At 43.5% G+C, this 23,847-nt stretch carries 21 protein-coding genes; 18 read left to right on the forward strand and 3 right to left on the reverse strand.

The annotated features are described in order from the left end of the window. Positions 1–64: 64 nt before the first annotated feature. The 5 genes from AQUSIP_RS10200 (at position 65) to AQUSIP_RS10220 (ending at position 5,733) form a co-directional block, all read left to right on the forward strand. On the forward strand, positions 65–1,663 hold the full coding sequence (locus tag AQUSIP_RS10200; RefSeq protein ID WP_114835292.1) for an APC family permease: 1,599 nt from the start codon (positions 65–67) through the stop codon (positions 1,661–1,663). Positions 1,664–1,763: 100 nt separating this feature from the next. Next, complete coding sequence (locus AQUSIP_RS10205) at positions 1,764–2,915, forward strand: hypothetical protein (protein ID WP_114835291.1); 1,152 nt, start codon at positions 1,764–1,766, stop codon at positions 2,913–2,915. A gap of 194 nt (positions 2,916–3,109) precedes the next feature. Then, positions 3,110–3,898: an enoyl-CoA hydratase/isomerase family protein gene (locus AQUSIP_RS10210; RefSeq protein ID WP_114835290.1), complete on the forward strand. Its 789-nt coding sequence runs from the start codon at positions 3,110–3,112 to the stop codon at positions 3,896–3,898. 2 nt (positions 3,899–3,900) lie between these two features. Then, complete coding sequence (locus tag AQUSIP_RS10215) at positions 3,901–4,965, forward strand: enoyl-CoA hydratase/isomerase family protein (RefSeq protein ID WP_114835289.1); 1,065 nt, start codon at positions 3,901–3,903, stop codon at positions 4,963–4,965. 219 nt (positions 4,966–5,184) lie between these two features. Continuing rightward, positions 5,185–5,733, forward strand: a complete 549-nt coding sequence (locus tag AQUSIP_RS10220) for an HPF/RaiA family ribosome-associated protein (RefSeq protein WP_114835288.1) — start codon at positions 5,185–5,187, stop codon at positions 5,731–5,733. A gap of 75 nt (positions 5,734–5,808) precedes the next feature. Here the strand turns inward: AQUSIP_RS10220 and AQUSIP_RS10225 are convergent, their stop codons facing one another. Beyond that, complete coding sequence (locus tag AQUSIP_RS10225) at positions 5,809–6,021, reverse strand: hypothetical protein (protein WP_114835287.1); 213 nt, start codon at positions 6,019–6,021, stop codon at positions 5,809–5,811. Positions 6,022–6,260: 239 nt separating this feature from the next. Between AQUSIP_RS10225 and AQUSIP_RS10230 the strand changes: the two genes are divergently transcribed. From AQUSIP_RS10230 to acs, 4 genes are all read left to right on the forward strand, one after another. Continuing rightward, a complete protein-coding gene (locus tag AQUSIP_RS10230) occupies positions 6,261–6,917 on the forward strand; it encodes a CADD family putative folate metabolism protein (protein ID WP_114835286.1) in 657 nt (218 codons plus the stop codon). Positions 6,918–6,970: 53 nt separating this feature from the next. Beyond that, entirely contained in the window at positions 6,971–7,195 is a 225-nt protein-coding gene (locus tag AQUSIP_RS10235; RefSeq protein ID WP_114835285.1) for a hypothetical protein, read from the forward strand. Next, a complete protein-coding gene (locus AQUSIP_RS10240) occupies positions 7,185–8,780 on the forward strand; it encodes a GGDEF domain-containing response regulator (RefSeq protein WP_170131877.1) in 1,596 nt (531 codons plus the stop codon). The genes AQUSIP_RS10235 and AQUSIP_RS10240 overlap by 11 nt, the downstream gene beginning before the upstream one ends. A gap of 237 nt (positions 8,781–9,017) precedes the next feature. Beyond that, the gene (acs, locus tag AQUSIP_RS10245; protein WP_114835283.1) at positions 9,018–10,958 is read left to right on the forward strand and encodes an acetate--CoA ligase; all 1,941 of its coding nucleotides are present in this window, start codon (positions 9,018–9,020) and stop codon (positions 10,956–10,958) included. Between the two features lie 122 nt (positions 10,959–11,080). Here acs and AQUSIP_RS10250 read toward each other — a convergent pair whose 3' ends face one another. Further along, positions 11,081–12,208 (reverse strand): IS4 family transposase, encoded by a 1,128-nt coding sequence (locus AQUSIP_RS10250; RefSeq protein WP_232058605.1) that lies wholly within the window; start codon positions 12,206–12,208, stop codon positions 11,081–11,083. 458 nt (positions 12,209–12,666) lie between these two features. Between AQUSIP_RS10250 and AQUSIP_RS10255 the strand changes: the two genes are divergently transcribed. From AQUSIP_RS10255 to AQUSIP_RS10295, 9 genes are all read left to right on the forward strand, one after another. Beyond that, positions 12,667–13,143 carry a GNAT family N-acetyltransferase gene (locus AQUSIP_RS10255; protein WP_114834602.1) on the forward strand — a complete coding sequence of 159 codons (477 nt, stop codon included), beginning with the start codon at positions 12,667–12,669 and terminating at the stop codon, positions 13,141–13,143. A 138-nt stretch (positions 13,144–13,281) separates the two neighbouring features. Continuing rightward, positions 13,282–13,953, forward strand: coding sequence for a hypothetical protein (locus AQUSIP_RS10260; RefSeq protein ID WP_114834603.1), 672 nt, complete (start codon positions 13,282–13,284; stop codon positions 13,951–13,953). A gap of 200 nt (positions 13,954–14,153) precedes the next feature. Then, entirely contained in the window at positions 14,154–15,500 is a 1,347-nt protein-coding gene (locus tag AQUSIP_RS10265) for a bifunctional GrpB family protein/GNAT family N-acetyltransferase (RefSeq protein ID WP_114834604.1), read from the forward strand. Positions 15,501–15,515: 15 nt separating this feature from the next. Next, positions 15,516–16,112: a GNAT family N-acetyltransferase gene (locus AQUSIP_RS10270; protein ID WP_114834605.1), complete on the forward strand. Its 597-nt coding sequence runs from the start codon at positions 15,516–15,518 to the stop codon at positions 16,110–16,112. Between the two features lie 3 nt (positions 16,113–16,115). Then, positions 16,116–16,829 (forward strand): glutamine amidotransferase-related protein, encoded by a 714-nt coding sequence (locus tag AQUSIP_RS10275; RefSeq protein ID WP_114834606.1) that lies wholly within the window; start codon positions 16,116–16,118, stop codon positions 16,827–16,829. A 30-nt stretch (positions 16,830–16,859) separates the two neighbouring features. After that, entirely contained in the window at positions 16,860–18,047 is a 1,188-nt protein-coding gene (locus AQUSIP_RS10280) for a serine hydrolase (protein ID WP_114834607.1), read from the forward strand. A gap of 277 nt (positions 18,048–18,324) precedes the next feature. After that, complete coding sequence (locus AQUSIP_RS10285; protein ID WP_114834608.1) at positions 18,325–20,199, forward strand: amidase; 1,875 nt, start codon at positions 18,325–18,327, stop codon at positions 20,197–20,199. Further along, positions 20,200–20,868 carry a hypothetical protein gene (locus tag AQUSIP_RS10290; protein WP_114834609.1) on the forward strand — a complete coding sequence of 223 codons (669 nt, stop codon included), beginning with the start codon at positions 20,200–20,202 and terminating at the stop codon, positions 20,866–20,868. 18 nt (positions 20,869–20,886) lie between these two features. After that, positions 20,887–22,176, forward strand: a complete 1,290-nt coding sequence (locus AQUSIP_RS10295; protein ID WP_172621982.1) for a M20/M25/M40 family metallo-hydrolase — start codon at positions 20,887–20,889, stop codon at positions 22,174–22,176. Between the two features lie 104 nt (positions 22,177–22,280). Here AQUSIP_RS10295 and AQUSIP_RS10300 read toward each other — a convergent pair whose 3' ends face one another. Then, on the reverse strand, positions 22,281–23,663 hold the full coding sequence (locus AQUSIP_RS10300; protein ID WP_114834610.1) for an MATE family efflux transporter: 1,383 nt from the start codon (positions 23,661–23,663) through the stop codon (positions 22,281–22,283). Positions 23,664–23,847: the final 184 nt, after the last annotated feature.

The raw sequence follows: 23,847 nt of genomic DNA on the forward strand, positions 1-23,847 counted from the left end.
TAAATTAAATAATAAAATTTAACCAGCACCCATTTATTCTTTTTCTAAAAAAAACGAGGCTCGTATGCAGCATCTGTCCCGCCGCATTTCCCCTGCTACCTTATTCATGCTGAGCATGAATGGAATTATTGGTTCGGGGTGGCTGTTTGCGCCTCTGTATGCTGCAAAAATTGCAGGGCCGGCTGCGATTATTTCCTGGATGATCGGCGGCTTTGCTGCCATTTTAATTGCTTTGACTTTTGCCGAGCTATCAACCATGTTGCCGGTAGCAGGTGGCTCAGCCCATATTCCTCAATTGAGCCACGGTGCGTTTGCGAGCTTTATCCTAAGCTGGATTGCATGGATTACTTCATTAATGCTGACACCCATCGAAGTACAGGCGGTGTTGCAATATGCCTCTCTGTTTTTTCCCGCCTTAATGCATGAAACGGCAGGTACAGCCACTTTAACCCTGTGGGGCTACGGTTGGGCGGGTATATTAATGTTGTCGCTTTGTATATTGAATATTGTGAGTTATCAGGGATTAGTGCGTTTTAATTTCATTTTGTTTGTTTTTAAATTTTCTGTGATGATTTTAACGGTTTTCGCTATTCTTCATGTCCGTTTTAATCCTGCCAATTTTTCAGGAATGATGTCATCAACGCTTTCAATCCATGGGTGGCAATCCATTTTAAGCGCCGTTGCAACAGGTGGCGTGGTACTCGCTTTCAACGGTTTCAAAAGCGGCGTGGAAATGGCTGGCGAGGCAAAAAAGCTTGCCATAGCCATCCCGTTAAGTACGGCTGGTTCAGTGCTCGCTTGCCTCCTCTTGTATTTGGGGTTGCAAATTTGCTTTATTGGCGCGCTTGATCCCGCGGCACTTGCAGGGGGATGGCGAAATCTCAATTTTACAGGCGATATTGGGCCTTTTGTGGGTTTGGCTGCTGGGCTTGGACTGGTTTGGTTGCTGAAGTTGCTCTATGTTAATGCAGTGATTTCTCCTTTGGGTGCGGGCCTCATTTATGTAACGGCTACAGCCCGTATTCTCTATGCAATGAGCCGTATCGGCTATGTGCCAAAGTTTCTTTCACGGCTCAATCATCAGCGTTTCCCAATCTGGGCCATTGTTGCCAATTTTCTGTTTGGTATGCTTTCGTTTTTACCGTTACCGGGCTGGCAGGCGATGGTAAATTTTCTGGTTTCTGCAGTTGTCATTACCTATGCAATGGGCCCCATCGCGCTCATGTGCTTGCGATTAACCTTGCCCGATAAGGAGCGCCCTTTCCGACTGCCCGCAGCGAACATACTTTGTTTGGTTGCTTTCTATTGCTGCAATCTTTTTAGCTACTGGACAGGCTGGGAAACTATTTCCAAGTTGGGGATTACGCTCCTCGTCGGCATCTTCCTTTTTGCAATGGCCTATCTGCGCGGCAGTGTGAAAATGGAAAAGCAGGAGCTCAAGTCAGCTTACTGGATGATCCCCTACTTATTGGGTCTAGTGAGTATTTCTTATTTAGGATCTTTCGGCGGCATCAACCTGATCCCGTTTGGCTGGGACTTTCTGGTGATCGCGCTCTTCAGCATCGGCATACTCTATATGGCGATTAAGAGCCGCGTTGTACTCAGTGCTGAAGATATGAAAAAGTTCCTGGTTTCTGAATCGCTAGTCGCGGAACGTGTCTGAAAAGTAATATAAACAGTAGGATAATGGCTTAATATTGCTTTAATCTTATTGATTTATTATGATGGAAAACCTAAAAATAGGGGCCAATAGGATTGAAGGCATGAATTCACGCATCGAACAGGCTATAACAAAAGATATTCCGCTGACAGCTGATATTATTGAAGCCATGTTGGCAACACCCAACTCTCCGCTTAAAGCAGATTTTAATGCCATATGTTCGCAAATTGCTCTCTTGAACGAATCCGAAAAAGAAAGGTTTATTCAGAGCCTTATCCGTACTTCCATTGAATCCAAGCGAGAAATGCTAAATGAGCTAGCCCATGCCAATGCGATGAGAGAAAAAGCATGGCATGCGGAAGAGCGCCATATACAGGACCTCGTGCAGCGTGCTGCACAGCAGCGACTTGCTGAATCAGGCGCTGGCTTTAGCTCCCGAGTCGATATAATGGAGGCCTTAACCAAACTGGCTTTACAGCTTGATCCGCTGCGTCAGACACAAAACGCATTACAAAATGCGATCGCTCATCAACAGCAAGTGGTTCAGCAATGGCAAAACCTGCAACAGCAATTTGCTACTGACATGATTAACCAGCTAACTGCACAGACAATAACATTAAATGATGGCTCAACTGTTTCCTTGGCGTTAACTGATGAAGAAGCCAGTGATTTGCGCGAACGTTTGGAATCCGAACCAGTCGTGACAGAAGTACTGGATAGGCTGCCTCACGTGGCGGAACACTTAAACCAACTAGCGGAAAACAAGTTGAATAAACTACGCGAAGCCAACACTGAGATCGCACCGCAGCATATTATTCAAGCGAAACAGGAAGCTGCGCAGGAAATGCATTTAACAGATGAAAAGCCTCTTCATCATAGATTGATAAAGATTGTTCCTACCATTGCCAACAGTTTGAAACGCAAACTGGGTGAAGACAAGCTCCAGCAAATAAAGTGGGAAAAGCCAAAACGGGGTATTTTTGGCAATATCAATGACATCGTTAATAACATGCAGGATTTTAAAGCGTTGAGGAAAAAAATTCATGATATGACCCTGCAATGTATTGCTGCGGATATCCAGGAAAAGCATCATCGTAACGAATATAATAAATGTCAGGATGCAACTGAAGCCGTACTTGAGCAACTCGCCTCTCTGTTGATGAAGGAACCTCAACACGCAGATCTTTTGAAAGATATCCTCAAGATAGCATTCCCAGCGCCTGTTTCTGATGTTAGACCGCAGCTCAGAATTTAAAAGAATACTGATTAAAAAGCCCGCTCATCGGGCTTTTTCTTTTTAACAGCGGTTTAGAACACCAAGTACAACAGAACATAGGCATTTCATAAAATCAAAGATTGCTTTTCTGGCTGGTTTTATGAAAATAGGTTTTCTACCTTTAGCCCTGGTGACAGGGTCATTCAAATATGTTTTCTTATGGAAGGATGAGTATGGACAGCATAAATGACATAGTAAAAATTATGTCCCTGGAATCAGGTATTTTGCAAATTACCTTAAACCGCCCCGAACAGCTTAATGCGTTAAACCGCGAAGTCTTACAACGTTTATCCCAGATTTTTCATGAAGCCAAACACGATCAATCCGTGAGAGCAATTTTGCTGAGTGGTGAAGGTAAAGCTTTTTGTGCCGGTGCTGATATCAAACAATTGGCTGCGTTAAAAGGCCCGGACGGTGTAGCATTTGCCCGGTTTGGACAGTCCGTTTTTAGAAGCCTGGAAATGCTGGGCAAACCTTCGGTAGCGGCAGTGCATGGATTTGCTTTTGGTGGCGGCTGTGAGCTTGCTATGGCGGCGACCTTGCGCCTTGCAGCTAATAATGCAGTATTTGGTCAGCCTGAAATCAAGTTGGGTGTCATACCTGGTTTTGGTGGCACACAGCGGCTTTCCCGCCTGATCGGCAAAGGACGTGCGCTGGAAGTATGTTTAACCGGGCGGCGCTTTAGCGCAGAAGAAGCTTTTCAGTGGGGGTTGATAAATGAATTAACTACGCCCGAAAATCTGCTCGCTAGGGCAAAAACACTGCTGGTGGAACTGGTGAAGCTGGGTCCTATAGCAATGGAAAGTATTTTGACAGTGATTCATCAGGGATACGATTTGTCACTTGAGGAAGCCTTTGAACTGGAAGCATCCCACTTTGGTATTTGTTGCACCACTGCGGACAAGCGTGAAGGGGTTAATGCCTTTCTGGAAAAACGGACGGCAGTATTTAGTGGGGAATAAGGATGAATACTTACAGTGAGGTTCTATTTGAGGAAACAGCAGGCGCAGGCGGTCATCTTGGGTTGATTACATTAAACCGACCCGAAGTATTGAACTCGCTCAATCATAGCATGATCAATGCTATGTACGGGCAGCTGCAAAAATGGGCGGTCGCAGATCACATTAAGGCCGTTATTATACGCGCTGCGGATGGAAGAGCATTTTGCGCCGGTGGTGATTTACGTTCAACCTATGATCGTTTTAAAAAACATGATCCGTCACTAGCGAATTTTTTTCGTGACGAATATCAGCTAAACCGTACGATATTTCATTATCCTAAACCCTATGTGGCTTTGCTTGACGGGATCACCATGGGTGGCGGCGTCGGTATTTCCATTCACGGCTCCCATCGAGTGGCGACGGACCGCCTGCTGTTTGCCATGCCGGAAACCGGCATTGGTTTTTTCCCGGACGTAGGTGGAACTTATTTTTTGCCGCGTTTGCCGTCAAAGATTGGTTTTTATCTGGGTCTCGTTGGCGCAAGAATAACGAGTGATGACTGTGTTGCACTGGGCATCGCTCAGCATCAAGTCCCCCGTGAGAAACTGGAAGACATTATTCAGGGCATCGCAGAACAGTCTTTTTCTAATGATGCGCGGCAGTCTGTCTCAGAAGTGATTGCGCAATTTGCGACGCCCGCTAAGCCATCGCCTTTGATGGAGCAGCAGGATGCTATTCGCCAATGTTTTTCTGTGAATACGGTGGAAAATTTGATAAAAGCTTTACATGAATGTTCGAATCCCATTTGCCAGGAATCCGTAGCGGCGATTCTTAAAAAATCACCCACTAGTCTTAAAATTACGCTGCGTGCTTTGCAGGAAGGGGCGAAACTGGATTTTGATGCTTGCATGCGCCAGGAATTTCGACTGGTATGTCGCTTTCTGCAAGGAGATGATTTTATTGAAGGGATACGTGCTGTGATTATTGATAAAGACCAGACACCTCATTGGAAACCCAATAAACTTGAAGCGGTTTCTTTAGATGAAGTAGAAAAGTATTTTGCGCCTGTCACTCACGAGCTTGTTTAGTAAAAGGGGCTCGAAATGAGCGTATCCTTGGATATCTAATTGATAATCCTACATAAAAAGCAGACCCATGTATGCAAGCTCAATCTACACTTATACCGGAATTGATTATGGTCTATACTAATCTTATAAGGTAAAAAATGATAAAAGGAGGTAAAAAAAGCTAACTATTAACCCGGCGTAAATTACCTAATAATTAGAGTAAAAACGAGGGAGGTAAGTATGTTATCTGTTCAGATTACGATTCGCGATATTCCCTTTTCTGCTGCTTTAGAAACCCATCTTCGTAAACGAGCTGAAAAATTAAAACAATTCTATGATCGTATTTCCAGTTGTCGTATTGTGCTCGAATTACCCAAAAAGCATTTACATCATGGCAAGCTATATAATGTACGTATCGATGTAGCTGTGCCGGGTAAAAAACTGGTCTCTACGTATAAATACGATAAAGATCCCTACGTGGCGATTCGAGACGCATTTAACGCAATAGCAAGGCAGCTTGAAGAGCATTCACGCAAACGTCATGGACGTATTAAATCGCATGAGGAAGTGCAACATGGTTATGTTGCGCGAATGCTTCCAGAAGAAGGTTTTGGCTTTATCAAAGGTCATGATGGAACAGAATATTATTTTAGTATTACGAACGTGCATTACCCTTCCTTTGAACAGCTAGCGGTAGGCGATGCAGTTGAATACATTGCTGAGCTGATGAACGACGGATGGCAGGCTCACCATGTTATCCGTGAACGCAACCACGCTGAGGTTATATAATAAATACATACATGATGGGCACTGGCACTGCGAAGATTAGCAGTGCCAGCTAAGCTTTTATATATAAGCTATCTTTTATGCGCAGGCTTCATCTTCATTAGATTTAGGTGGTACATAAACCTGTCCTTTAGCTATCATTTCCGCTTGCCCCGTTTTAGAAAATTGGGCTTGCTCAGCCGGTATTGTGTTTGCCGTGGCCGCACTCGCTGCTTTTCCATAAGCACATAATAGTAATAAGATTATTAATGACAGCATGGATGGCGATAATTTTATTGACCTTGTTCGCATAGCGCGCTTCCTCACATGTGTAACTATTAGATTAATTATAGTCAATTATCAATATATAGTTCATTAATTGTGCACCTCTAAATACTGCTATAAATACAGATAGTTAATCATGCCGATTGGATAAAAACTTAAACTGTCTCTTGCAAGACAACTGTATTACCATTGATAATTCTGCTGCAGCTTAAGAGTCATGCGGGATGAAAAAATTTGTAATAGGAAATTAGATAAGGAGCGAACCCATGCAATTGATTAATCGTTTAAATAGCATTATTTCAGAACATCACTTACTAAAGCACATGTTTTATCAGGCATGGTCAAAAGGTGAATTAAGTCGTGAAATTCTGCAGCGCTATGCCGCGCAATATTATAACCAGGTGCAATCCTTTCCGCGTTTCATTTCGCGAGTTCATACAGGTTGTCCCGTAATTGAAGCCCGAAAAGTTTTACTGGACAATTTGGTTGATGAAGAAATCCATGGCACTGACCACCCTGCTTTATGGATGCAGTTTGCAGAAGGCATGGGTGCTAGCCGAGATATGGTCGCAAACGATGCACCCATTGCCGAAACACAAGCAATGGTAGACAAATTTTATGAATTGGCCGAACGTGACTGGCGTGATGGTTTATGTGCGTTATATGCGTATGAATGCCAGGTACCTGAAGTTTCGGCTTCCAAAATCGCCGGTTTGAAACAATTCTATGGCATTCATGAGGAACGTACGCTGGAGTTCTTTACCGCTCACCAGAAATATGATGTTGAACATTCAGAACAAGTAGCAGGCTTGATCGAGCGTTACGTAGAGCCTGAACGCGCAGAACGAGCTACACGTGAAGCGGCTATTGCATTGTGGCAATTTTTGGATGGAATGTGCAGAGTCGGCAATATAGCCTGCTAGCGGAGGCGCTGTTGTTATATAATTAGAATAATCGAAAGCATGGATTTATGCACATGGATGTGGCTAAACCTAAAGATTATTCTGGATTGCGTTTTCTTTATCTTTTTGATGTTCCTCTCACCATCATTCTTTTCGTGTTATCTATTTTCCTTTGGTTGAAACTGTGCCAAACCGAGTTCGGTCAGATTGCTCGCGAAATAAAATCATTCAGTAGGATCATGAAAGGCGAGATCAAGAATGTGTTTGCTAAGTTATGGAAGAAACAGCATGGACAATGAAACGCTGGAAAAAATCAGAAAATTAACGGCAGATTATGCTACGCAACTTCCGGCCAAAGTGCGCAAGATAGAAATGGACTGGTTCGGCGTTAAAGAAACCGGCAGCAAAGTTCTGCTTGAACGACTGATAAAGAATGTGCATTCGCTCTGTGGGACAGCAGGTACATATGGTTACACCCTGGTTAGTGAAGCTGCTCGCACTATCGAGCAGTGCCTGCGTAAAATTGAATCTGAAGGCATAGTCAATCAGCTTGAATTAGATGATCTCATTCAGGATTTAAACCAGTTAATTTTGATACCGCTACAGAAAAGTATTGAACAGGCTCCTGTTATTAATTTGAATAAGGAAGCACGCCTGCTTTATTTCGTAGGAAGAGAGCAGGATAAATTCAATAAACAGATAGAGCCTATACTGCAATTTAATTACGCGCTTAAATTGTTTACGAGCGTGGATGAATTTATAGCTGCCGTTCATGCGGACAAACCTGATTTTATCCTGATTGATATAGAGTTGGCGACTAAAATCCCGATTGAAACGATAAGACAGTTCAGGGATGAATTGGTGTTGGTAGTTTATATGGCGAGTGAAGACGATCTTGCGACGCGTCTTTTTAATGTCAGGCATGGCGGTCATGCGCTTGTCACCAAACCAATCGATGTGGATGCACTTTTAAGAATACTTGATAATTTATTTGAAGCGCGCCGCCCACAAAACGAACGTATTCTGATCGTTGATGATTCCATTTTTCTTGCCAATTATTACGCTATTTTGTTAAAGCAGGCGGGCATGATTACTGCAAAGGTCATTGATGCAAGAAATTTTTTATCATGCTTGCTGGAGTTCCAACCGGATCTTATCCTGATGGATATTAATATGCCATTCTGTACCGGCACAGAGCTTGCGCAAGTGGTCCATCAGCAGGAAAATTTAAGCGGTATTCCTATTATTTTTCTGTCATCAATTGTTGAGAAAGCTGTCCAACTGGACGTTTTAAGTCTTGCTGGCGATGATTTTTTGACTAAGCCGATTGAGCCGGCGCATTTAGTGGCAGCTGTGCGCAATCGTCTGATGCGCTCTCGCATGCTAAGAGCACGTATGATGCGTGATAGCTTAACAAATTTATATAATCACACGATGATTCACCACCACCTGGAGCGCGAAATGCTAATGGCGGAGCGTTATAAAAGAGAAATGTGCGTGGCCTTGTTGGACATCGATTATTTCAAGGCAATCAACGATACCTATGGCCATCAAATAGGCGATAAAATGCTCAAAGAGTTAAGCCTATTTTTACAAAAGAAATTACGCAAAAGTGATTTGATTGGCCGTTATGGCGGAGAAGAATTTTTGGTGATATTACCCAACACCAACATGGAGGCAGGTATAGCTATTATTGATAACTTAAGAGAACGATTTAGCAAAATATCGCATAAGGCGGGTAATAAGGAGCTGTTTATAACGGTGAGCGGCGGAATAGCAAATTACCCTCGTTATGACAAGGTTGCATCCCTGGTAAAAGCGGCTGATGATGCCTTATACCTTGCCAAGGAGCAGGGGCGTAACCGTATTGTCAGCATGGCATAAGTATTAAACCAACGCAGCCAGATGATCCAAGAGCGTTTGATAAACTATGTCATCACCGCGCAGGAAGACTAGCGTAGCGATCATTTTATTTTTCATTTAAAAAGATTTACAGTACAACTAACAAGTTATTACACAAGTTATCCCCAGAAATTGGGGATAAGTAAGTAAATGACATGTCTTGTCAGCGACTAAAATGCGTTGCGACTGCAAGGCAGCTATAAAGCAAAAGGAATAGGTATGACTGATATTTACCCTCTTTTACCCCGTGTTGCAAACACAGCTTATGTTACTACAGCAAAATATCGCGAGTGGTATCAGCGTTCTCTAGATGATCCAGAAGGGTTTTGGGGTGAGCAGGCAAAGCAGTATATCAGTTGGTTTGAACCATGGGATAAAGTATTAAGCGGCGGTTTTGACCGGTTGGATGTACGCTGGTTCCAAGGCGGCAAGCTGAATGCGGCTTATAACTGTCTTGATCGCCATCTTCAAAAGCGTGCCCAGCAGCCGGCGATTATCTGGGAGGGAGACAATCCAAACGAATCGGCTATTTTAACTTATAAGGAACTCTATGACCGGGTGGGAAGGCTTGCCAACGTATTGAAACGATATGGCATTAAAAAAGGCGACCGGGTTTGCATTTATCTACCAATGATTCCCGAGGCGGTAATTGCTATGCTCGCCTGTACGCGTATTGGTGCAATCCATTCTGTGGTGTTTGCTGGGTTTTCGGCTGATAGCCTGAAAAACCGGATTCTGGATGCGGGTTGTACCCTGGTAATAACGGCAAATGAAGGTATAAGGGGAAACAAAGCCATACCTCTTAAAGAAAATGTGGACAAGGCCCTACGGGATTGTCCTGATGTCAGCACCGTTATAGTAGTGAAGCGTACAGAGACATTAGTACCCTGGGAGCATAAGCGGGATATGTGGTATCACAATCTTATTGCGGAGGCGCAGGTAGAATGTTCTGCTGAAATCATGGACGCAGAAGATCCACTCTTCATCCTCTATACCTCCGGCTCAACAGGAAAACCAAAAGGCATTCTGCATGGTACAGGCGGCTATCTTGTCTATGCGGCGATGACCCACAAATTAGTATTTGACTACCATAATCGGGAGATTTTCTGGTGCACAGCGGATGTGGGCTGGATTACGGGTCATACCTATAGCGTCTATGGCCCGCTGGTAAACGGTGCCACCATCGTGCTATTTGAAGGAGTGCCGCATTATCCTACTGCTGCCCGCTACTGGGAAGTCATCGATAAACATAAGGTTAATATTTTTTATACTGCTCCTACGGCAATTCGTGCGCTGCGGCGAGAAGGCGATGAATGGGTGAAGCGTACCAGCCGGAAAAGCCTGCGGATATTGGGTACAGTAGGTGAACCGATTAATCCTGAAGCCTGGGAGTGGTATTACCATATTGTTGGTGAAGATCGCTGTCCGGTTGTGGACACATGGTGGCAAACAGAAACCGGCGGCATCATGATTACACCACTGCCAGGAGCAACGCCCCTTAAACCCGGTGCAGCAAGTTGGCCGTTTTTTGGTGTAGAAGCAAAAATTGTAAATGACGAGGGCGCGCCGGTGCCGGAAGGAGAAATGGGAAATTTGGTTATCACCCAGCCCTGGCCAGGAATGATGCAAACGGTTTATAACGATCATGAGCGTTTTGTAAAGACGTATTTCGAAACGTTTCCAGGTCAATATCTTACTGGCGATCAGGCATCCAGAGATGCAGAAGGGTATTTCTGGATAGCCGGACGAAGCGATGATGTGATTAAAGTTTCTGGTCATCGCATCGGTACAGAGGAAGTCGAAAGTGCGCTAGTGAGCCATGCGATGGTTTCGGAAGCTGCGGTCGTATCACGACCTGACCCAGTAAAAGGGCAGAATATCTATGCATTTGTGACCTTGAAAACAGACGCAAAGCCTTCTGACTCGCTTAAGAGTGAATTAGTGCAGGTGGTTCGTGATGTGATTGGCCCAATTGCAGCGCCGGGTTATATTCAATGGGCAGAGGAATTACCCAAGACGCGTTCAGGAAAAATCATGCGGCGACTGTTACGGAAAATTGCGAATAATGAGGTAAAAGACATGGGTGATTTGTCGACGCTTGCCAATCCCGTTGTTGTAGAGGATTTAATAAAAAAACGGAACAAATCAGAAGTGGAATAAATAATTACTGAACTTTGGCCATTTTGGATAAATGATACTGATTCTACGGAAAATGGCTGTCATCTTCTACGGAAAAATGCTGTCATCCTGAGCGTAGCGCACTACTGTCCGGTGAACCTGTATCATAAATAAACAGGCCTCCTTGAAATTAAATAAATAGGAGGCTTGTATTGTCTATTGCGATATTCTGCAACATGCAAATTATGTCTGATCCAGACTAAAACGAGATGTAATGAACGTTTCTCATTTGAAACATTTTTAAATATCTGTATCAATATAAAAGCAATCAAGGCTGTTGCTATTTGAATTTTAACCGCATTAGAAGATCGGCCCAGAAATTTTTTAAGTCGAAGATTTTGCTTGATCCATTTAAAAAATAGCTCTATTTCCCATCGGGCTTTATAAAGCTTAGCAATATTTTCTGCTGGTAAATCTTTCAAGTTAGTTACCAAAATAAGAGGAGTTTTTCCTTCTCTTTTTACACTTATATATCTCAGCGTCTCGCTATATTCCATGCGTTTTCCACCACGCGGAACTTTATTTGAAATTCTAAAAAGACAATCTTGTAAGATGGGTTCGCGAGTATTTTTTTGCCGGCTTTCTATAACAATGGCCGCATTCTTCTTTAATCGAGTCACAAAATAAGCCTGCCTTTTGTTGATGCTCCACCACCAATTGTAATCGTAGTAACCTTTATCAAACACATAAAGGGTGTTTTTAAGGATTGGCCATTTTTGTCCCATCGTCGCATCATTACAATTTGGATGACTCAACTTCATCCTTAAGGGCAAATCTAATCCTAAATCATATTCAACATGTAGTTTTAATCCTTGTATATGCCGAGTCGCATATTGCTTTGACCACTCATCGTACCCTTGGCCTCTTAGCTGTATCGGGCTACTATCTAATATCCTGATTACTTTTTTTATTTCTTTATGTTTTTTCCTGGGTAACAAAGACATAAGCTGTTCTAATATCCAAAAGAAACTTTCGGCTGGTCGTTTTCGATTGGCATCACTTAAGGTCGAGCGTTTTACTTGCGTTTTTATACCAATTTTTTGACTGTTTATCGCAACCTCTAACGTGCGTAAGCTTTTAATTTCATTAATATGTGCATAAATCATCGTTTTTAAATGTTCAAATGTATTAAATGATTCATAACGATGATCAGATCGAAAGCGTTCTATACATTCCTTCATTAATTTTTTTGTAACGGGTTTTAATAATCGTTGAAAAACGGTATCTTTCATCAGTTCGTCCTTGGTGCTAAATGTGGTGTTTAGCGCGCTATCATAGCGCTTTACCAAGGACGATCAATTTTTAATCTGGTTCACCGGACAGTAGTGGAGCGTAGCGAAGGATCTCTAAATGTACAATAAAAGATCCTTCGCTGCGCTCCATTACTATCCGGTAAATTTCTGTTCTCGTCCCGCGACTTGTTCGAGGGATCCATCAAATATTTAATGAGTTTCTTTATGAATGCTGCTTCTCGCCGCTTCGCGGTGTCTGGATCCCGCTGACAAGCAGCGGGACGACGGCGGGCAAAATTCACCGGACAGTAGTGCGCTTCGCTCAGGATGACAAATTCGTGAACACTGCCAAAAATGGCCAAAGTTCAGATAATGGTGACCCGCCATTATTTTTTCTTTATATTGAAGGTCGTTATAGGGTACTGTATTTTCTATTACATCATTGACGTGAAGCGATTATGCAATCAAACCTGAAAATCAAACTGCTTGCTGACTGCCCTGAATATATTTCACCGCTTGCTTATTTGTGGTTTAACGAACTAGGTAAGGCATGGATTCCAAACGCGAGCGTAGAGCGTGCCAAAGAAACCTATCGTACGCACGCAAACAAGGACATCATGCCGATGACCTTTGTGGCGATTTATGAAAATAAACCGATTGCCATGGCTTCATTACGGGAAGACGATGGGATTGGCAATCATTTCTCGCCTTATCTTGGCAGCCTGATCGTACATCCCGATTACAGACGGCGTGGGATTGGGGAGCTGCTTATTAATCTCGTCAAGCAACAAGCAAAAGTGATGGGACATGACAAACTGTATTTGATCGCACTCGATCCTACTTTACCTAGCTGGTATACGCGGCTAGGCTGGAAATACATTGGCATGGATAAGTTATATCATCATCCCGTGACGGTGATGGAAATTGAACTGTAAAAAGCCTAATCATAAAAGCTATAAAAATCAATTGACTGCGACAATATAACGGATGATTGGATGGCGGAGCATTGTTAAGATTTCCTTTATGTTGGCTCTGTATAATAACTGTTCATTGTTGATACGAGCTACATCATTATGCTGCTTAAAGAATGGAAATCGGCGCATGGACCTATCCGTGTTGTGGATTTTAAACAAGATACTTCACTTAAAGATCCTTATGCCGCTTACGGGTGTATTGTGGTGACCACATGCAATTCTTCTACCATGATTGGTTCCCTGACCCATCTTGGTACGGAAGTGATGGATCAGGCAAATGATTTTGTCTGCTGCCTGGATGAGGTGCTAGGCGAAAATAAAGAAAAAAGCGCCGTGATCTTGGCAGGTGGATCAGGTTTGCCAGACAGCCAAGAATTGCATGATAAAATTTTGCAGGCATTAACAGATCGTCAATATAACATTGCTAAAGATACAGTAAAATCGCAGGGGTCCACGCAGTTTACCGGCGCACGGGGAAAAAAGTCGTTCTTGTCGCAAACAAAGTTAGCACAGCCTGCTACCGTTACTTTATTTTTAAATAAAGTTTCTATTCTTCGAGTAGTCTCGCCTACCCATGAAGAAATTACTGAGATTCAGTTTGATGCACCTGAAGAAGTAATATCGCGCACAGTTGAGCGTCAATTGTCATTGCCTTCTAAACCTCTTAATGCAAGTATTTCTTCTCTTGGGCTGCTTAATTCCAAGAGCAGTCAGCCACCCTGTAATGACGCAGCCCCACTAACTTACTCAATACCAAAATACCGCGACTAAACACCGCTGTTTAAAGAATTGTTACAATACCAAGCGCTGGTCAAAAATCCACAATAGCCTGGCCTCAAGTATTTTGTATTCTAGTAATTCAACTTTAAATGCATTATTCTCCGCAAACTGCGGGAAATATCCTGGCATTGAAGTCATCTGAAAAGTATTGGATGACAAAGTGAGACAAAAAGACGAAAGTGGAGACTTCCATGCAAACACGTCGAGTTGAAATCTTACCTTATGACCCCGAATGGCCCGCACTTTTTAAGGAAGAGGCCAAGCGGATTCAGACGGCGCTGGGTCATCACGTTACAGCAATACACCATATTGGCAGCACATCCATTCCAGAAATGCCAGCCAAACCCGTGATTGATATTTTGATTGAATGTGAAAGCATTGACGTTGTTCCTGTCATTGAACGCCAGCTGCTCACATTGAATTATGAACCATTGCGCCGGAATATCATTCCACATGTTAGCTTTTTTACTGCTCGCCAAGACGGCCTCATGCGTTATCACCTGCACCTTTTTGAAGTAGGTGATCCACAAATTAGGCGCCATATCCATTTTCGCGATTATGTAACGCATCACCCTGACGCTGCCAATGCTTACGCTGAATTAAAGAAAAAACTGGCCAAAGCGTACAGACACGATATTTACCAGTATGTTGCTGGTAAAGCCCAATGGGTGCAGGAAATGGATGCGAAAGCAAAACTGTGGTCAGAAAGACGTAAACACTTCCTGCCAGCGAATCGCGGTCCTGCTGCGCACTCATGGTCACGCGAGAAGATTGTCAAGGCAATGGAGGCTAATCTTAACGTTCATATGACTCACTTTGCTCAATATCTGAATCAGGTTGAGCTGATTCGCGTACCGAATTTTACACTCGTTAATGCAGGTTTGGCGGATGACACTTTCAATTATGCTATTGATGCGCATTTTCCCAGTGAAGAAGCCGAACAAAAAATTGAGGAAGTGACGGCTTATTTCCGCCAACGGCGCGTACCTTTTTCCTGGTGGATCAGTCCACATGATAAACCTGCTGACCTTTGCAGCAAGCTTGAACGAGCGGGCTATCACAATACGGAAAATAATGTCGCCATGTATTTTGAATTGGATTCATGGGATATTGAATCGTTGCAGGTACCTGAGCTGGAAATTGTGCGTGCATTGGATAAACAAACGCTGCGTGATTTTGCTCTGGTGCTCGCCAATGACAAAACGGCATTTGAAACTTATTTTGCCTGGGTTGCCGAAGTAGTGACTGAGGATGATCCCATTGAATATTATGTGGGATACGTAGAGGGTAAGCCGGTAGTGCGTGGTCTTTCCTGTTATTATGCGGGTGTGGCAGGCCTGCACTGGTTATCGACAGTGCCTGATGCGCGTCGTAAAGGATACGGTACCGTCATGCAGCAGTTTCGCTTAAAGCGCGCGAAAGACCTGGGATATCATATTGCTGTACTGCAAGCATCGGATGAAGGATTTCCATTGTATCAGCGTTTAGGGTACAAGGAGTGTGGTTATTTTCGTGAATTTAAAATCAAGACATCATAGTGGAGAGGACCAGCCATGCTGGATCTGAAAGCCATGCGTTTATCAGGCAGTTGGGTGGATTTGGAGCCTCTCGATGAAAAACACCGTGAAGCTTTGCGAGCCGTCTCCGTCGATGAGCGTATCTGGACTTATTTACCAAGCAACGATGCGGGGGCTAAGTTCGACTGTTGGTTCGAGAAGGCTATAAAAGGATGGCAGGAAGGCTTGCAGTTGCCTTTTGCTGTGATAAACAAGGCCGATCAGAAAATAATTGGCACCACCCGCTACTACGAGATTGCCCCCGAACATCATCGGTTAAGCATTGGCTATACCTGGTATGTGCAGGAAGTATGGGGATCAGCTGTTAATCCCGAATGCAAGTTACTGTTATTAGACCATGCCTTCGAGACACTAGGTGCAAATCGAGTAGCATTTTATACCGATTTGCGAAATGCCCGTTCATGTTCGGCAATTAAAAAACTGGGTGCCGTTGAAGAAGGTGTCCTGCGCAAACACATGGTGTTGGAAGACGGTCATGTGCGTGATACAGTCGTTTTTAGTATTATTTCATCGGAGTGGTCTGGCATTAAAACAAAGCTGATAGAACGGCTGGCAACGTTTAAAGTGAGGTGAGGTATGCGAATACATTACATAATTCATGCGTCTTTTGAGAAATTGGGGATGATTGAAAGCTGGATAGAAAAGAATCAATTTCAAGCATCCGGCACCCATACTTACAAAGGCGAAAAGCTCCCGGATGTTTCTGCATTTGATCTGCTTATTCTCATGGGTGGTCCGCAGAGCGTACGGAAATTGGATCAATATCCCTATCTGCGCGATGAGATTGCGCTGGCAAAAAACGCCATTCAACAAGGCAAAGCAGTATTAGGAATTTGTTTGGGCGCGCAACTGGTTGGGGAAGCATTAGGCGCAAGGGCTGAGCAAAGCCCCTGCAGGGAAGTTGGCATTTATCCTGTGCATGCTACACAGGAAGCGGCAGCAGATCCTTTTTTCAAACAATTGCCTAAAGCATTTGATGTTATTCATTGGCATAATGATATGCCGGGTTTGCCGAAAGGAAGCGTTTTATTGGCAAGTAGCGCAGGTTGCCCCCGACAAGCATTTCGATACGGGGATCGTGTATACGGGCTCCAATTTCATCTCGAAATAACCCCTGAGTTGATGCGCGATATGATTGAGCATTGCCGTGATGATTTAAAACCTTCAGACTATGTGCAGACGGCAGAGCAACTCGTTAATCAGGATGTCACTGCCATCAATCAGAAAATGGAGAAAATACTGGATTATTTGGCGAGCTGTATAGCGAAAACAAAGGTCAAGAGCACCTGAAAACCTATTTGTAATTGATAAGAGGATAGTATGAATAAACTGCTTCGTTTTCTGATGACAGGATTATTATTGTTAGTGCCTTTTTATGCGAGTGCTGAAACACTGGATGCTGATGCGGAAACAGTTAAGCAAGAAGTAACGGCATTGATGAAAGAACATGATATTCCTGGCGCGGCGGTTGAAATTTATGTGGATGGCAAGCCACGGTCCTATTATTTTGGATTTGCGAATCAGGAAAAGAAAACGCCTGTTACCAAACTAACCATTTTTGAAGTGGGTTCCATTACAAAAATCATGACCAGCTTGCTACTGGCGCAAGAAGTTGACGCAGCAAAAGTGCAGCTGGATGATCCTGTCACTAAATTCATGTCCAGCTTGCCTGGCGATTTCGACGATATGACGCTGAAGAGTCTCGCCACGCACGTATCGGGGCTGCCTTTTGATGCGCCTTCCATTCAAGATCAGACAGCGTTCGAAAACTATTTAGGTAAATGGAAACCTACCTATTCCGCCGGGGATAAATGGACTTATTCTAATGTAGGCATTGGTATGCTTGGCATGGCATTGGAATCAGTGACACATAAAAACTACAATCAGCTTTATCGTAGCCAGATTTTATCGCCATTAAAAATGCAACCCATTGCCTTAAGTGTCCCACAGCGATTACAGCGTTATTATGCGCAAGGCTATAATAAAGATGGAAAACCGGTCAATCCATTACAGCTAGGCTTGTTCGCTCCCGCTTACGGTTTTAAATTATCAGCAGATGATATGCACCGCTTTCTGGGTGCTGCGATTGGGCTGCCAGGCACACCAGAGCGGATTTTTTATCCTATGCGTATGACGCAGACTGCTTATGTGAAGTTAAATGACATGGACCAGGGGCTGGGATGGCTAATTCATCCTTTTACATCGGCTAATACCGCCCCTCTATTAAGTGATCCAGCAATGGAACTGGGCCCACTCAATGTAGTTGATGTTTATGATAAACCTGTTTTTAACGGGGAAGCATTGATTGATAAAACAGGATCAACGGATGGGTTTAGAACCTATATTGCTGTTTTACCTAACCGAAAATCGGGCATTGCTATCATGATTAATAAAAACGTGCCCGGCAACGCCGTTGTTCACACAGCACGAAAAATCCTGTTTGATTTGGCCAATGCCAGTGGCAAAGTGAATCACGAAACAAACAAACCCGAGTCAGCGCAAGGCTAACTCAATCTACATTCCTAAATCCAGGGTGGGCAAGCCATGCTGCTTACTCTGGAGACTGCTTGCCTAGCTCTCACCAAATCGTGACAGATTAAAAACTTTCCGGCAAGAAGGCAAAGCGTTAAAATACAAATTGCTAATATCAGTGCGTTAAGCAAACCTTTGCGTTATGGCGCACTTAAAGAAGTTACCCACTTTTTTCTGCCTTAGATAAGGATTTCAGGCAGATACTTAGCGCCAGGTTGAATTGCAGGCAGAATGATGAAAGGGATTTACTATTATGAAATTATCTATACTGCTCATGTGGTTTTTATGGATGGTGGGCGTTGCTCATGCACAGGCTTTACCTCAAACTGGGTCCGCGACACCTCAACCACCCACTTCGCCTCAATCTTTAACTTCATCGGTGCCGGTAGCCGTTGTTGCGACAGAGCCTGTGCCTGCTCCGATACCACCACCTGCGCCTCAACCGAATCCGGTGTCTTCGCTGCCCTTGCTGGAAGAAGCGACTATTGCGACCATTCATGAAGCAATCCAGACAGGAAAGCTGACCTGTGAACAGTTGGTTAATGCCTATCTTGACCGTATTAAAAATTACAACCTGAGTACCGCAATGATGGCACCCATCAATGCCATCACTGAAATTAATCCTTTTGTTTTAGAAGATGCAAAGCAGCTAGATAAGCAATATATGAACACGCATCAGCTTGCAGGCAAGTTGCATTGTATTCCAGTGTTGCTGAAAGATAATGTTGATACTTACGATATGACTTCAACGTCCGGATCTTTTGCTTTGCTGGGCAATCAACCCGTTAAAGACGCATTTTTAGTAAGCCAGTTGCGTAAGGCAGGAGCCATTCTTTTAGGCAAGGGCACGATGGATGAATTTGCTTCCGGACTTTCTGGTATTAGCAGCCGTAGCGGAAGGACGGGGAATGCTTATAATCCCTCACAAAATCCTGGCGGTTCGAGCAGTGGTCCTGCAGCTGCCGTCAGTGCAAACTTTGTCATGATCGGCATCGGCACGGATAATAGTGGATCAGTGCGTGTTCCCGCTGCTTTTAATGGCATCGTTGGTTTGCGTCCCACCATGGGATTGATTAGCCGCAGCGGTATATTCCCGCGCGGGAATATAGATGGCATAGCCGGTCCATTGACACGAACGGTCGCTGATCTTGCGACTGTTCTGGATGTGGTTGCACAGCCTGATCCCGGTGATAAAACCACGCTCAATATGCAACGGCCCGCTACTTACACTGCTTTTTTAAATGCGAATGGCCTGCAGGGTAAGCGCATTGGGATCATTCGACGAGCAGGTAAATTTGATCCGTATAAAAGCATGCCCAAGGAAGTTCAGGCGGAGATAGAAAAGGCGGTTGCAAAAATGCAGGAATTAGGCGCGACTGTGGTATTGGAAGTTAATTTGCCCGCCTTTAATAATGATCGCAAATTAAATGAAGCGGGCGAAGTGCAGGATGTGAATGAATACCTGGATACGTATCCTGCTACGAGGCGAAATTTTCGTGATATATGTGAATCGGATCGCACACGCACGTTTGGCAGTGTGAACGACTGCCTGCAGTTTATGAAGAAACTTCCCAAACGAAATAGCGAGCGCCACACTGAAGTACTTGAACTGTTAGCTAATAACAGACAATACGTGGAAAAAATGATGGAAACGGAGCATCTGGACGCACTCATGATGCCAATTGCTTCGACAGGGGTTGCTACTTATGATGATTTTAAAGTGAATACCTGGCAAGCGCCTGTCTCTTCAAACGCCGGACTGCCATCGCTTTCTTTTAACATTGGTTATATTAACCAAATGCCAGTGGGCATTGAGCTCATTGGAAAAGCCTACTCAGAAAATACCCTGATTGAAATGGCTTATGCATACGAGAAACATGCTCCACCACGATTAAAACCCATCCTGCCGGTCTCAAATCCATTTACTGCGTCACTCTCTATTGCAGGGATGAATAATTTATTTACTCTATTAGGTGCCCGCACCTATCAATATGTTTTAAAAAATGGCACAAGAGAAGATTTGACAGCAGAAAATTTTAGACGGATCGCTGCTGATACGTTGAGTAAATTCGCAGAAAAGAATGAAAATGTTCAACAACCAGTCGCAATTCAACAACAGGAAATTTAAATGAAATCACATGAAGCCTATCGCGGTATTTATTCACAGTATCTTAAACAGAATCAGTCGCGTTTTTTTGACGTTAATATAAATGAAATTATGGCTGATTTCGAAGAAAGGATACAGAGTTTCAAATTTGATCGAAAAGGGATAAAAGAAAAACCTGTTGTTCTAGATTTAGGATGCTATGATTTTCCGCATTATTATGCCATGTACGATTATTTCGAGAATTTTACTTATATTGGTGTTGAAACCCATCTTCCAAAAGAAATAAAAGCAATTGTGGAGCTTATTCAGGAAAAATATGGCAATTTTCATTTATTAAAAATGGATATTGCAGATCAGGAAAAACTTAAAAATAAATTGGCGGAACTAACAGGTCATTCAAAAGCGGATGTCATTCTGGTTGAACAGCTGGCTGTTCGTGACGAAGCAAATAGCAAAGAAACAGATCAGTTATTGAAGAATGTTATTCAGCATTTGGCGCCCGCTATTTTATCGGAGTCAGGCGTGCTTCATCTTGAAGCGGCTTCTTCTCATCAAATCGAGACGATAAAAAAATGGCTGGATGATGAACAAACGCGGGGACTCTATGATTATACTAAAAATGGCGACAATTTTCTCTGCTGGCGGGCAGGGATGGGCAAAGTTAAGGTAGCTGATTTTAATCCGTTATAAGCAAGGCGTGCTGATTTCATGAGAATATTTTTCTGGGTTATCCTGTATTTTTTTACACAGACTGCAGTAGCAGCAGGACCGCTTTCCCCTGTTGAGGAAAAGATGAAGAATTATATTGGCGAACATAAACAGTCACAAATTATCCTGCTTAAAAAACTAGTTAATATCAATAGCGGTACCATGAATATCCGTGGAGTGCATAGAGTGGGCGGTGTAGTACGTGCTCAGTTAAGTCAGCTTGGTTTTGAAACTTATTGGGTGGAAGAGCCCGCAAGCATGCATCGTGCGGGGACACTCGTTGCAGAACGACGCGGAAATAAAGGAAAACGTGTGCTGTTAATTGCCCATCTCGATACGGTTTTTCCCCCCACGAGTAAATTCAAGCGATTTGAAATGCACAAGCATAGCGCAAAAGGTCCCGGTGTGATAGACAATAAAGGCGGAGTGGTAGTGATACTTTATGCACTAAAAGCACTGAATGCAGCGCATGTACTCAAGGATACAACGATTACAGTTGTGTTGACCGGGGATGAAGAAGACTCTGGCAAACCGACTTCCATTTCTCGTCAACCACTTATTAAAGTTGCTCGTCGCAGTGACGTGGCGCTTGATTTTGAACCGGCCATTTCGCTTGAGACAGCGACCATTGCCCGTCGAGGCATCAGTGACTGGACGGTGGAAACCGCTGGGAATCAATCCCATTCAGCCACTATTTTTCAAGAGAACGTAGGTGCAGGCGCTATATTTGAGTTAACTCGCATTCTGAATGCCATGCGTGAGCAGTTACAAAATGAAAAATACTTATCTTTTAATCCTGGCATTGTGTTGGGAGGAACGCATATCACCTATAATAAAAAAACATATGATGGTACCGCGTTTGGAAAACAAAATGTCGTAGCGCAAATTGCCCAGGCGGATGGTGATTTTAGATTCATTGATGAGACGCAAAAGAATTTAATCAAGGCAAAAATGGCTGAGATTGTGGAACAGCATTTGCCTTATACTAAGGCTAAGATTTCATTCCAAGATGGCATTCCTGCCATGGCACCTACTGAAAATAATCGAAAATTATTGGAGCAATATAGCGAAGCGAGTCTCGCGTTAGGGCAGGGAGCAATTAAACCCCTGGATCCGGGCATGCGGGGGGCGGGTGATATTTCCCATATTGCTCAAATTGTGCCGGCTAACCTCGCTGGGCTTGGGCCGGCAGGATGGGGAGCGCACTCCAATGCTGAAACGGTGGAGATTGATTCTTTGCCTGTGCAGACGCAACGCGCTGCCATATTAATTTATCGTTTAACACACTAGTCACGCCAATGAAATTGCACTTCATGTCTTTGTGTAACTCATGATAAATACAGGTAAAACTGTATCTTTTGCAGCATGGCGAGTTTTCCTTCTATCTGGCACATTTAATTTTTCATTTCTTTAATTAACGTGAGCTTATTCTCATCGATCTGTTTTAATAATATTCGCAGACGAATAAAAACAATCGCGGCACCAAAAGCGATACCCAATGTCAATCCCCACCAGATACCGCTGCCCTGAAAGCCAAAGTGAAAACTAAAAATATAAGCGCAGGTAAGGCCCACTAGCCAAAAGCTGATGAAAGACGCAAGCATAGGAAAACGTGTATCTTTTAAACCGCGTAATGCTCCGAATCCAATAATACGAAAATTATCAAATAATAATAAAACACCACTGATGGCAAGCAGCATAGAAGCATCACGTACGAGATCCGCGTTAACAGGCTTGTGAGTATCTATGTCGAGCCCCAAGAAAAAAGTAGGGATCAAATAAAATCCAAGCGCGATTAAGATTGCGCAGACAAAGTTTAATAGCATGCCTGCATAGGCAGCATAATAAACGCCCGTTACATTTTGCTCCCCAACGGAATGTCCCACACGAATAGTCACCGCTTGGGACATTGCAAAGACAAGCGTAATGGCAAATCCTAAAAACTGCATGACAATTTGATGTGCAGCAAGCATGGTTGTGCCAAATTGTCCCATCCATAAGGTAGCCAGCGCAAATGTGCTGACTTCAATGACATGCATAAATCCCATCGGCAATCCTACATTCACCAGTTCTTTAAAGTATCGAAAATGAAATCGGTTGATGCCATTAAAAATTTTAAAATGACGGTAATGCGGCGACTTTAATAAATAAAATAATAACCCGATGGCAGTGATCGAATACGTAATAGCAAAACCATAGCCAATGCCGGCAACGCCAAACGCCGGCAAACCTATCTTTCCAAAGATGAGCATATAGATGAGCGGAATTTCAATAGGAACAACCAGCACACTTATTCGCAAAACCAGTTTAGTGCGATTGATGCCCGCTAAAAATTGTTCGCTAATAATTAATGCGATCAGACCTGGTGTCGTCCAAATTAGCGCATGCATGTATTGTCGCGCTAATTCTAAAACGGCTGGCGGCTGGGAACTCCAACGCAGGAACACTGGCATTAACAATAAAATGAAGACCATGATAATGGCAATGATGAGGCCGAGAAGATAAGCCTGGCCCATAATTTCACTAATGGTTTTATGATTTTTTGCGCCAAACTGGTGGGAAACCAACACGCTCACGGAATTAAGGATGCCGAAAAAAAGTACAAGCAAGGTCATCCAGATGGTAGACACCAGAACACTGGCCGCCAGGGCGTCTTCGCCCAGCCTTGCCACCATAGCAGTCCCGACGAAGCCACTTAATGCATAAATTAACTGGGATGCGACTAGAGGAATGCCAACGGAAAATGTTTCTCTTATTTCATGCTTGAGGGTAGACATGGTTACAACTCGCCAAAAAAGTTATTTTGATACAGGATGTAGTGCGATCAAAAGCTAGCGGCGTTGTAACAGTTTCATGGGGAAATACCTCATTCAATTGTTTGTCATTATCCATTAAAAGACCTACATTAGGCAAGTGCTTTTGTTTGAACAGCTGGGTTATGTCAGTATATTAATAAAATGG

Source organism: Aquicella lusitana, assembly GCF_902459475.1.
GTDB lineage: Bacteria > Pseudomonadota > Gammaproteobacteria > DSM-16500 > DSM-16500 > Aquicella > Aquicella lusitana.